The following is an 11,732-nucleotide window of genomic DNA, read 5'->3' on the forward strand; positions in this document are numbered from 1 at the left end:
GCGGACAAAATCGGGATCAGGGGGCAAAGGTATCACGCGAACAGGCGCAGCAGCGCATTGCGGGCGTGACGGATCAGGTCGGTCTCGTCGGCGCGTCCGGGCAGCAGGTGGAATTCCGCGCGCGGCAGCGGGGGCAGGCCAAGCGACGGTGGACATACGACGAGATCGGGGGTGAGTGCCGATTCATTCAGGCACGAAATCCCCAGCCCCGCGCCGAGCGCCAACTGCATGCCGGCCACGCCCGCCGCCGAGTGGGAGATGCGATAGGGCACGTTGTGCCGCTCCAGTACGGTGAGTACGAGGCTTTGCAGCGTGCATGACGGCGGCATTGTCACCAGCGGCAGCGGCTCGCCCAGCGGCTCGCCCAGCGTCGACGACATCGCCCACACGAGACGCTCGCGGCGCACCAGCGTGCCCGACGTCCGGTAGCCCAGCGCCTTCGCGCCACGGCCGATATCCTCGTTCATCAGACGCAACACCAACCCTACGTCGAAGTGTTCGCCGGTCAGGGCGGTGCGCTCGATCTGCGCGCTTTGCATGGCGCTCACATGCAGCCGCAGGCGCGGGTAAAGGCTCGTGAATCGCTTGAGCACGCGGCCGACGTCGTGCGGACGGTAATAGTCGGTGATGGCGATGCGCAACTCGCCATCGAGCAGCACGCCCTGCAGATCCTCGAACGCTGCCTCGGACAGTGCCGAGATCTGCCGTGCATAGGTGAGCAACCGCGTGCCCGCCGGGGTCGGACGCATGCCTTTGCGCGATCGCACCAGCAACGGCTGGCCGGCGCGCGCTTCGAGCTTCTGAAGTTGCTCGCTGACCGTCGATTGCGACAGGAAGATCTGCTCCGCTGCCGCCGAAATGCTGCCGGCGTCGTGGATGGCGATAAACGTACGCAACTGCGTGAGGTCGAAGGCGCGGGGGTTCATGGTGGCCCTTGCGATGATGATCCGGAAAACACGATATACGGCATCGAATTTTCCCGCTTTTCCGATGCAATGTCTATCCGTAGGATGCGGTTCATGGTGGCCCGAACTGTGCATCGGCACGCGTCGGACGCCGCGACTCCCCCCTCTTCCCCTATGAGCCGTGTGCCTGCGGGCCGCGCACCGTCACACATGAACGAACGTCTGTGTACCGCTCCCGCCACTGCCCGTCGGATGGCCCCGGCATCGAATGCCTCGATGGCCCCCCGCGGTTTGGGCCGCAACCACCGCTGGAAGGTGCTGGGTGTTGGCGTGGCCGCCAATGCCAGCTTTGCCGCTGCGATGGGTGGCATTCCCGCCACCGCAGTGCAAATGCGCAGCGCCTACGCCCTGGCCAATAGCGATCTCGGCATCGTGCTCGGCATGATCGGGCTGGGCATCGCCGTCTCCGAACTGCCGTGGGGCATGCTCACCGACCGCTGGGGCGACCGGCGCGTGCTGCTTGTCGGATTGATGGTGACGGCGTTCGCGCTTGTTGGCCTGGCGATCTGGGGTGTGCCGACGGCGCATTTCGTCCCGTCGATGCCGATGCTTGCGGCGGGGATGCTGGCGATCGGCATCCTCGGTGGCAGCGTCAATGGCTCGAGCGGGCGCGCCATCATGCGCTGGTTTCACGATCGCGAGCGAGGACTGGCAATGAGTGTGCGGCAATGCGCCGTGCCGCTCGGCGGCGGGGTCGGCGCGCTGGTGTTGCCCGGCGCGGCGCAGCACTTCGGCTTCGAAGCGGTCTATGCCGGGCTGGCTGCGGCGTCGTTTGCTGCCGCGGTCGTAGCATGGCGGTGGCTGCTCGAACCGCCGGAGGCACTGCAGGAGGACGCCGGCAAGTCGGCACGCGGGGAGACGGCCGCCGACGCACGCGCGGCCGCAAGCTATTCGCCGTTGCGCGATGCCCGCCTGCTGAGTACGGCGCTGGGCATGGCGGTCCTTGCGATGCCGCAGATCGCGGTGCTCACGTTCGGCACGGTGTTTCTGCATGATGTGGCGCACGCCAGCGTGGCAACCATCTCGCTCACGCTTGGCGCCGTACAGGCGGGGGCCGCCATCACGCGGGTGTGGAGCGGGCGCTTCACCGACAAGCGCCGCAACCGTCCGCAATATCTGCGTCTGTGCGCGATGGCGGTGGGGGCGGTCTTCGCCTCGCTGGCGCTGCTCGTGACGGCGCTGACGCATCGCCCGGAATGGCTGGCGCATGGCACGCCGTGGATGATCGCGCTGCTGATTGCGGGAGGTGTGGTGGCGTCGGCCTGGCATGGGGTGGCATTCACTGAGTTGGCCACGCTTGCCGGGGCGTCGCGTGCGGGAACGGCGCTAGGTATCGGCAACACCGGTGTGTTTATGACGATGTTCCTCACGCCGCTCGCGATTCCGCTGCTGCTGTCGATTGGCGGCTGGGGACTGGTGTGGGCCGGCGGGCTCGTGTGTGCCGCGCTGGCATGGCCGCTCTTTGTCTGGTCGCATCGCGGCCTGGCGCGGGCTTGATCGTCCGCGCAGCCCTGGGCGCCAGGCCCCGGGCGCATTGCGTCTGTCAATGGCGGAAGCGCGTGAAATGGGCTCGACGCGTGCCACACGCTTGCCCCGCTACGGCAGACGCACGTTCGCCACGAGAAAGTCGAGGAACGCCCGCACGCGTGCGGGCAAATGGCCGCCCTGCCCCACATACACCGCATGCACGGGCTCCAGATCGCCCGGGTTGTAGTCATCGAGCACGGTGACGAGCCGGCCGGCGCGCAGATCGTCGTCGACGTGGTAGCGCGAATGGCGGGCCAGCCCCAGCCCCTGGACCGCGAGCTTGCGCATGATCTCGCCGTCGCTCACGACCATATTGCCGACCTGCGGGTAGTGCGTGATGCCGCCGGCGCCGTCGAGAAATGGCCAACCCTGCACCTGACGGTCGAAATTGAAGGCCATGACGTTGTGGTGAATCAGGTCGGCCGGCGTGCGCAATGGGCCGTTGCGGGCGAGATAGTCCGGTGACGCCACCACATGCACACGACTCTCGCCGAGCTTGCGAGCGACCAGCCGGGAATCGCGCAGCGGGCCGGCCCGTACGGCGACGTCGGCGCGTTGCTCCAGCAGATCGACGACCGTGTCGGTGAGTGTCAGATCGAGACGGATCTCGGGGTATTGCGCGAGAAATGCCGGAATGACCGGCAGCAGATAGTGCGAGCCGATCGGTACGCTGGAATTCACCCGCAGCAGCCCGCGCGGCACCGCACCCGCCGCCGCTTCGCGCTCTGCGGCTTCGATGTCGGCCAGCACGCGCATCGCCCGCTCGTGAAAGGCCGTGCCCTCGGGGGTGAGTTGCAGGCGGCGCGTCGAACGATTGAACAAGCGGGCACCCAGACGCGCCTCGAGCCGCGCAATCAGCTTGCTCACGGCGGACGGCGTCATATGCAGCGCGCGCGCCGCCGCCGAGAAGCCGCCGAGCTCGACTACACGCGAGAAAACTTCCATATCGCCGGAGCGATTGACGTCCTGTCGACCCATCGGCGGTGTCCTCCGGCGTTCCTGTGAAAGGGGATGCGGGCCATTGTGACATCAAGTCACAAATCATGTTCCTTCGCGCAGTCTATTTCACCAATGCTAGGGCGTCTATATTCCGCACATTGGTGTATCGCCATTCCCTGAGTGGCCTGACCTTCCTTAATCCCGAGACAGGAGTCTTTCGTGCCTATCGCTCTCTATGCCCTGACCGCCGGTGCCTTTGGCATTGGCGTGACGGAATTCGTCATCATGGGTCTGCTGCTCAACGTCGGCGCCGATTTCGGCGTCTCGATCGCGGCCGCCGGCCTGCTGATCTCCGGCTATGCCCTGGGTGTCGTGGTCGGCGCCCCGCTCATGACCACGGTCACTGCGCGCTGGCCGCGCAAGACCGTTCTGCTGGTGCTCATGGCGATCTTCACCATCGGCAATGCCGCCTGTGCACTGGCGCCGAGCTATGCGGCTCTGATGGCAGCCCGCGTACTGACGTCGTTCGCGCACGGCACGTTCTTCGGCGTCGGTTCGGTGGTCGCCACCGGCCTCGTGCCGCGCGAGCGCCGTGCGTCGGCCATCGCCGTGATGTTTACGGGGCTGACCGTCGCCAATATTCTCGGCGTGCCCTTCGGTACTTGGCTGGGGCAGCACTTTGGCTGGCGCGCGAGCTTCTGGGCGGTGACGCTGATCGGTGCGCTCGCGTTTCTCGTGATCGCCGGGTTCGTGCCGAAGATCGCCGCGCCTAAGGATGCGGGTGACTGGCGGGCGGATCTGCGGGCGCTGGCACGCCGTCCCGTGCTGCTCGGATTGCTCACGACAGTGCTCGGCTGGGTGGGCGTGTTCGGCGTGTTCACGTACATCGCCCCGCTGTTGACCGAAGTGACCGGTTTTGCCGAGGGCGCGGTCTCACCGATTCTGTTGATCTTCGGTGGCGGTCTGGTCGTTGGCAACCTGCTGGGCGGCAGGTTTGCGGATCGTCGCGTGGTACCGACAGTGCTGGGCAGCCTGCTGGCGCTCGCTGGGGTGCTGGGGCTGATGACGTTCGCGTTGCACTCGCACTGGCTGGCCATCGTCTTCGTGGCCCTGCTCGGTGCAACCGCCTTCGCGACGGTCGCGCCGCTGCAACTGTGGGTGATGGAAAAGGCCTCGGGGGCGGGGGAAAGCCTGGCGTCGAGCTTCAATATCGCCGCGTTCAACCTCGGCAACGCCATCGGCGCGTGGCTCGGCGGCTTCGTTATCGAACACGGTCCCGGGCTGACGGCCGTGCCCTGGGTGGCGGCGCTCGCGCCGCTGGCGGGCGTGGGCGTGGCGCTGCTGAGCCTGCGTCTGGATCGTCGCGACGCAAAGCCATCCGTCGTGCCCAACTGCGAAACGCCCGCGTTGTGATCCACACGCGGGCCCGACGCGAGTGCGTCAGGCCATGACCCCCAGAATCACACTGGCGGCCGCGAACGCGGCCGTCGCGCCGACACCCACCGTCAACCCGCGAGCGGTCAGCGTGTCATGCGGCATGACGGCGGCGAGCCGGCTGCCGCCGGGCAACGCCAGAATGACTTCGGCCTGTCCCGCGTCGTCGGCGATGGCGTCCACCGTGCCTGCAAGGCGGTTCGCGGTGGCCAAACCCGCGAGATCGGCGCCGCGCGCGATTTCGATCCACGGGGCCTTGATGAGTGCGAACGCATCGCTGCCGGTCGCCAGCCCCAGCGTCTGCGTGCTGTGGTGCGTGAGCGATGCTGTGATCGCTTCACCGCCGGGCAACGTGAGCGTCACTTCGTCATTCACGCCGCAGCGCCGAATCGCGGTGACCGTGCCGTGCAACTGATTGCGTGCACTGGTCTGCAGTCCCAGCCGCGCGATGATGGGCCACTGCTCGTCGAAATGTTCCAGATCGGTCGCCACGCGCGCGAGGAATTGCCGTTGCGCCACCTCCACCGCCCGGAACGCCGCCACGAGCTTCGCGCCGCGTGCGGTGAGACGGGTGCCACCACCGCCACGGCCGCCCGTGCTGCGTGCCACCAGCGGTTCGCCGGCGAGCTGATTCATCGCATCCACGGCATCCCATGCGGCCTTGTAACTCATGCCGGCGGCTTTCGCGGCGGCCGTGATCGACCCATGCGCGGCAATCTGTTCGAGCAATGCAATTCTGGCGTGGCCGCCAAGCGACGCATTGCCACGATGCACCCAAAGCGATCCGCTCACTTGCAGCGCATCGTCCAGTCCATGATGCGAAAGCCCGTTGGGCGTTGAAGGCGGTTCGGAAACCATAAAGATGTTTTCTATTGGACTTGGCAGGTAAGCGCATTGTAGAGGGCCGGCGGACCTGCGAACACCGACGCCGGACAGGGAAGTGTTGCCACGCACCAACGAAGCCGACGCCGGATTATTCTTTGGGGGACGAATGGGGGACGTTGCTCCTCTACATTGAATTTCGCCGCATGCCCCCCCTGGCCGGTGAGTCGCGCGTCAGGCTGAAGTCCACGTCTGATACGGGTCCACCGGGACTGCGACGGTTGTCGAAGTGCCTACTCACCTGACACAACAGAAACGGGGTGAAATGATGCGCGTCAGGAATATCAAGGAAACGGTTGACGGGGCTCGATACTATCGTCTGGTTCGCATGTTGCCCAACGGCAAGCGGCATCAGATGCAAATCTCTTTCTCCGCAGGTGAAATGCGCTTCAGACATTTTGTCGCGCGACGGTTGTGGTTGCTGCGTGCCGAAATGCGTGACAGCACACGGGCGGCCGCCATGCCCACGCCACGCAGCAACATGCCGCAATTGGTCTTCTGACCGGGTTGCGGCGTGACGCAAGGGCCAGGCCGATGGTCGTCACCGGTCGGGCGCTTTCGGTACGCGCCAGGGCAATGAGCGTTTAACCTGCCTTGAGAGGCGTGAGTGGCACGACGCTCGCCGACGCCGAGTTCACCGACGCCGGGCCTCTGCCCGCGTGGGCTATCGCAAACTGTACCAACTCGTCGAACGCGATCGGACGCGCGAACAGATATCCCTGGGCGTAGGTGACGTTGCGTTCGCGCAGATAACTCGCCTGCATCTCGTTTTCGACACCCTCCGCCACGATTGTCATGTCCAGCCGCTCGGCCAGATGGATGATGGAATCGCAGATATTGCGCGTGACCGTATCGTCTTCGGTAACGGGCAGGAACTCCTTGTCGATCTTCAGATAATTGAAGTCGTAGCGCTTCAGATAGCCGATGGAGTTGTTTTCGGCACCGAAGTCGTCCAAGGCCGTTTCCACGCCGTGACGCTGGAGTTCCGCCATCACATGGCGCGCCGCGGCGGTGTCGCGAATCACATAACGCTCGGTGATTTCCGCGATCATCGGATACGTCTCGTTGAGCGAACCGTAAAGGCGTTCGATGTCGTGCACGATGGTCGTGTCGCGCAAATGCCGCTCCGCAAGATTGACCGCAATGTGAAACCCCTGCGGCAGCGCGCCTCGGGAGACATCGTTGCGAATCTGCTTCAGCAGCGAACGAGTGAGTTCGATGATCAGGCCGTTGCTTTCCGCGATCGGGATGAAGGCGTCGGGGCGCACGAGACCGGCCTCAGGGTGATGCCAGCGCATCAGCGCTTCGGCCCCGGCGCAGCGGCCCGTGGCCAGCTCCATCACGGGCTGGTAGTAGACCTTGAACTCATGGCGTTTGATGCCCAGCGCGATTTTCCGCCGCATGAACTGGGCCGGGCCGAGATGGCGGAACGTCAGGATGCCGAGCAAAATCGAGATCACCACGCCGAATGCCAGAAAGATCGGCGCCTGCGTGGCGATCAATGAGCGCGTCAGGGTGGCGCTGCCGGCAAGCGACGTCGAGAAATGGTCCGAGTCGAGCGTGACCTGAGCCCCGCGGGTGGCGATGCCGACGGATTCGAGCCGCGGGCCTTCGGACGTCAGCGACACTTTCCCGATGGTCATTGCCGTCCAGGCAAGCTCGTTGGTCTTGACGCTATGCAACGACTCGGTGAGATACACGCTGTCGATAAAGCCCAGGACACCGTCGGTGGCCGACGTCGGGATGAACAATGCCAGTGCGGGGGAGTTGCGCACATAGGGCGTGCTGTCGACAAACATTTCGGGCGTGCCGGTCAGCAACGGCACGAGTTCAGCCGGCAAAGGCATTTCGATGGCCTCGTCGGAGCGAATTACCGACGAGCAATACATCTTCCCGTGGGAGACGAGCCAGATGGAACGGAAGTAGGGGCTGAGCGTGCCCGTGGCCTGCAACGAGCTGTTGACCTCGCCGCAAGCGCGGCCGACCCAGGGGGCGGCGCCCTTGAGGGTGTCCTCGGCCGTACCGACAATGCGCTCGAGTGCCGCGCGCTGTCGTTGCGCTTCTTGTTGCAGGAACACCTGCGACATGTGATGAACGCGCAGCCAGCCCAGGATCAGGACGACAAAGAGCGTGACCGTCACGACGAGCCCGGTCACCAGCCACTGCACGACTCTGGAGTGTTGAATCATGTTCTGCTGCCAACCAAGGAAGGAGGGGGCCCTTTCGTGTGCTTCGCGTGCTTCATGTTGCACGGCACAACTCGTCAATCGACTCTACACGAATCCCTGACGGTCACCAACGCCCGATAAACCCGCACGCGCCGTTGGCGACGTGTGCCTGAGAGGGCCCGGCGGATGTCCGGTGGGCGGTTCAAGGTTACCGGCAAGCGTCTTTTATCGGTCTTTGTGAGAGGTGCCGCGGCGGGCCGGATGGCGGAATCGCGACAAAAGTTGGCGTAACCGCAATTTACGCATGCTCTACACTTCACATATTAGATTTCCGGCAAAAAATAGGCCAAGTCCCAAAGTCATCTCTATTTGCACGAAAACTGCCGGAAGCGTGCTGATTTCCTGAAGCTTTTGACGTCAAATCCCCCTCCCATGTCGAGCCAACCTGTCACGTCCCTTCCCGGCGCTCCCTCGCCGGCCGCCAAAGGCACCGCGTTCCGTGTGCTGTCCGCGATCAGCTTCTCCCATTTGCTCAACGACATGATCCAGTCGTTGATCCTGGCCATCTACCCACTGCTCAAGGCGAGTTTCGATCTGAGCTTCGCGCAGGTCGGTCTGATTACGCTGACCTACCAGGTCACGGCGTCGTTGCTGCAGCCGGTCGTAGGCCTATACACCGACAAACATCCGAAGCCGTATTCCCTGCCGGTCGGCATGGGCTTTACGCTGGCTGGCCTGCTGCTGCTGGCTGTCGCGCCGAACTTCGGCATGCTGCTCGTGGCCGCCGCGCTGGTCGGCATGGGCTCGTCGGTGTTCCACCCCGAGTCGTCGCGCGTGGCGCGCATGGCCTCGGGCGGACGCCACGGCCTGGCGCAATCGTTTTTCCAGGTCGGCGGCAATGTCGGTTCGTCACTCGGCCCGTTACTTGCGGCGCTCATCATTGCACCGCATGGCCGTGGCAGCGTGGCGTGGTTTTCCGTGGCGGCGCTCGTCGCGATCTTCGTGCTGTTCCACGTCAGTCGCTGGTACGCCGGGCAGCGCGCCGCGAGCAAGGGCAAACCGGCCGCGCGCCGAGGCGGGCACGCCCACCTGTCGCGCGGCAAGGTGATGTTCGCCATCGGCATTCTGCTGGTGCTGATCTTCTCGAAGTACTTCTATCTCGCGAGCATCAGCAGCTACTTCACGTTCTATCTGATCAGCAAGTTCCATGTGTCGGTGCAAAGCGCCCAGGTGCATCTGTTCGTATTCCTGTTCGCCGTGGCGGCGGGCACGATGATCGGCGGTCCGCTGGGCGACAAGATCGGTCGCAAGTATGTGATCTGGGGGTCGATCCTGGGGGCGGCACCCTTCACGCTGATGCTGCCGTATGCGGACCTGTTCTGGACCGGCATCCTGACGGTGGTGATCGGCTTGATCCTGGCGTCGGCGTTCTCGGCGATTCTCGTCTATGCGCAGGAGTTGATTCCGGGCAAGGTCGGAACGGTGTCGGGGCTGTTCTTCGGCTTCGCATTCGGGATGGGTGGCGTGGGCGCGGCCGTGCTCGGACAACTGGCCGACTCGACGAGTATCGACTTCGTCTACCACGTCTGTGCCTATTTGCCGCTGCTCGGGATCGTGACGATCCTGTTGCCCGACGTCGAAGGCCACAAGAAGACGGCGGCGGCCTGAGGCGGCTGTCGGCAGGATTCACCCGTGCCCGGCGCACGGGTGGCGCAATGAAAAACCGCGGGTCCCGAAAATCACGGGCCAGCGGTTTTTTTGCCTGGAGGACGACTGAATGCTTACTGAGCGCCGCGCTTTTGCAGTTCCCATTGGCCGTTATCGCCCTTTTTGCAGGTCGGCAGCTTGAGGGTGACTTCCTGCCCCTTTGCGCCGAGAACCAAGATCAGGTCGCGGCAGGTACGGGTGTCGTCTTTCTGGGTATTGGTCGGCGTGAGTTGCGCTGTAATGGCCACGGGGTTGCCGGTGCCCTTGTTGCTCCAGTCGACGGTTTCGTTGTCCTGCTGATGGGACAGCACGTTGCTGGCCGCTTTGGCGAGCGACGCATTGTCGGCCTTGTGCAGATAGGCCAGCGGCGAGTTGCTCATGAAGAGAAGGTTGGAGGCGGCAAACGCCGGCGCGGCCATAGTGGCGCCGACGACGAGCGCCGTGCCAAGCCCGAACGAGCGGGCAAGCGACAGACGGAAAGGCGACATTCGGAGTCCTTGAGAGTGTCGACAGGGGGACGGATCCTGCGCAACGCCGCGTCGGGTCTTGCGTCGACGCCTTCGCCGCAGGCGAGCGCATCGATCATAAAAGAAACCAGGGGCGGCGTCATCCTGTGCGTCATCGGCGCGCGAGTGCTTTCACGACATCGGCGACCTGCTCGAGCGCGGCCTTGAGCACGGTGTCGCTCTGCGGCGTACCCAGGGCGATGCGGATGGCAGCGGGCGCCGTCTGCCCGGGCGCAGCGAACGCGTCGACGGGCGTCACCGCAATCCCCCGCATTTGCAGGGCCGCGACGACGTCGTCGCAGCGCGTCGGCGCGGGCACGGGCAGCAACTGGTGAAACGCCCCGACATACCCCGTAGCGCCAAGGCCCGCGAAGCAGGCCTGCGCGATGGTCTGACGCTGCGCCGCCAACGCGCGCTTGCGCGTCGTCCAGCGATCGATCGTGCCGTCGCCGAGCCAGCGCGACGCCAATTGCGCCATCAACGGCGCCGCACTCCAGGCGCTCGCCCGCATTGCCGCGTGCACACGTGGCAGCAAGGCGGGCGGCGCAACCAGATAGGCGATACGCAGGCCCGGCGCGCCCGGCTTGGAGAGACTGCAAACCTCAACCGTACGCTCGGGCGCGAGCAGGCGAAGGGCGGGCGGGGCGTCGGCGACGAGAAAGCCGTAGGCGCTGTCGTCCACCAGCAGCAGGTCGTGACGCCGCGCCACCTCCACTAGCGCCCGCCGCTGTGCGAGCGGCATCACAGCCCCCAGCGGGTTATGCAGCGTGGGCATCGTGTAGACGAGGCGCAAACGTCCTGCAAGCGCGCGACACGCCGTATCGAGTGCCCCCGGATCGAGCCCTCCCGGTGTCATCGACACGGCAACGAGTGGAATATCACGCAAGGCCGCGAGCGCTTTCCAGCCGGGATACGTCAGGGCTTCGACGGCTACCGGCTCGCCCGCGCGACACAGCGCCAACTGCAGAACGTCAAGCGCGTGCTGGCCTCCGGCACAGATGACGAGCTCATCGGGCGAGACGGGCGTGCCGTCGCGCCGGGATAGCCATTGCGCCGCCGCTCGCCGATCGGACGGATGCCCGTCGTGTGGCGTGTGGGCGAGCAAGGCGCTCAGGTCCCCAGCGGCGGCCGTCTCTCGCAGAGCTTGACGCAACGCGTCGGTCTGCTCGGGCAAGACCGGATAGTTGAACGCTAGATCGACACCGCCGATCGCGCCCGGCGCGGGGGCCCATTGCGCGAACGCCGCCGCCGCGCCGACGGCAGGCGAGCGCACGAAAGTGCCGCGCCCCACTTCGCCGACGGCTAGGCCACGTCGCGCGAGTTCGGTGTAAATCCGTGTAACGGTGGAGAGGGCAAGTCCGTGCGCATCGGCGTAATCGCGTTGCGGTGGCAGTCGGGCGCCCGATGCGAGTTCGCCGCCCGCAATGGCTTCGGCGAGACGTTCGACGTGTTCGATATAGCGGGCAGGGGCAGCCATGCGAAGCGCGGGGACGGAAATTGATATCGGGACAATTCAATAATTGCACTGGATTGGCGAGCTGGCAATACTTGAAGCCATACCGCGTCCTCCTTGGCCATTTACGGTCGCTTCATTGTTGGCTCAC

General features: G+C 65.1%; 9 protein-coding genes. 3 read left to right on the top strand and 6 right to left on the bottom strand.

Annotated elements, in window-relative coordinates; translation table 11 throughout:
• Window positions 1-32: 32 nt before the first annotated feature.
• Entirely contained in the window at window positions 33-926 is an 894-nt protein-coding gene (locus OYT13_RS00420; RefSeq protein WP_017233697.1) for a LysR family transcriptional regulator, read from the bottom strand.
• Window positions 927-1,181: 255 nt separating this feature from the next.
• Here OYT13_RS00420 and OYT13_RS00425 point away from each other — a divergent pair, with 255 nt between their 5' ends.
• Window positions 1,182-2,462 (top strand): MFS transporter, encoded by a 1,281-nt coding sequence (locus OYT13_RS00425; protein ID WP_017233696.1) that lies wholly within the window; start codon window positions 1,182-1,184, stop codon window positions 2,460-2,462.
• 99 nt (window positions 2,463-2,561) lie between these two features.
• Here the strand turns inward: OYT13_RS00425 and OYT13_RS00430 are convergent, their stop codons facing one another.
• The gene (locus OYT13_RS00430) at window positions 2,562-3,470 is read right to left on the bottom strand and encodes a LysR family transcriptional regulator (protein ID WP_017233695.1); all 909 of its coding nucleotides are present in this window, start codon (window positions 3,468-3,470) and stop codon (window positions 2,562-2,564) included.
• 180 nt (window positions 3,471-3,650) lie between these two features.
• On the opposite strand from OYT13_RS00430, the gene OYT13_RS00435 reads away from it, so the two are divergent.
• Window positions 3,651-4,844 carry an MFS transporter gene (locus OYT13_RS00435; RefSeq protein ID WP_150561975.1) on the top strand — a complete coding sequence of 398 codons (1,194 nt, stop codon included), beginning with the start codon at window positions 3,651-3,653 and terminating at the stop codon, window positions 4,842-4,844.
• A 27-nt stretch (window positions 4,845-4,871) separates the two neighbouring features.
• Here the strand turns inward: OYT13_RS00435 and OYT13_RS00440 are convergent, their stop codons facing one another.
• Together OYT13_RS00440 and OYT13_RS00445 are read right to left on the bottom strand one after the other, a co-directional pair.
• On the bottom strand, window positions 4,872-5,723 hold the full coding sequence (locus OYT13_RS00440) for a TOBE domain-containing protein (protein ID WP_261939434.1): 852 nt from the start codon (window positions 5,721-5,723) through the stop codon (window positions 4,872-4,874).
• A 608-nt stretch (window positions 5,724-6,331) separates the two neighbouring features.
• Window positions 6,332-7,936, bottom strand: a complete 1,605-nt coding sequence (locus tag OYT13_RS00445; RefSeq protein WP_268567121.1) for an EAL domain-containing protein — start codon at window positions 7,934-7,936, stop codon at window positions 6,332-6,334.
• A 411-nt stretch (window positions 7,937-8,347) separates the two neighbouring features.
• Here OYT13_RS00445 and OYT13_RS00450 point away from each other — a divergent pair, with 411 nt between their 5' ends.
• Window positions 8,348-9,583: an MFS transporter gene (locus OYT13_RS00450; RefSeq protein ID WP_017233690.1), complete on the top strand. Its 1,236-nt coding sequence runs from the start codon at window positions 8,348-8,350 to the stop codon at window positions 9,581-9,583.
• Between the two features lie 113 nt (window positions 9,584-9,696).
• Here the strand turns inward: OYT13_RS00450 and OYT13_RS00455 are convergent, their stop codons facing one another.
• Window positions 9,697-10,110, bottom strand: a complete 414-nt coding sequence (locus OYT13_RS00455) for an RT0821/Lpp0805 family surface protein (RefSeq protein WP_268567122.1) — start codon at window positions 10,108-10,110, stop codon at window positions 9,697-9,699.
• A gap of 130 nt (window positions 10,111-10,240) precedes the next feature.
• Complete coding sequence (locus OYT13_RS00460; protein WP_017233688.1) at window positions 10,241-11,605, bottom strand: aminotransferase-like domain-containing protein; 1,365 nt, start codon at window positions 11,603-11,605, stop codon at window positions 10,241-10,243.
• Window positions 11,606-11,732: the final 127 nt, after the last annotated feature.

The sequence above is a fragment of the Pandoraea sp. XJJ-1 genome, assembly GCF_026802345.1.
In the GTDB taxonomy this organism is placed as follows: Bacteria; Pseudomonadota; Gammaproteobacteria; order Burkholderiales; family Burkholderiaceae; genus Pandoraea; species Pandoraea cepalis.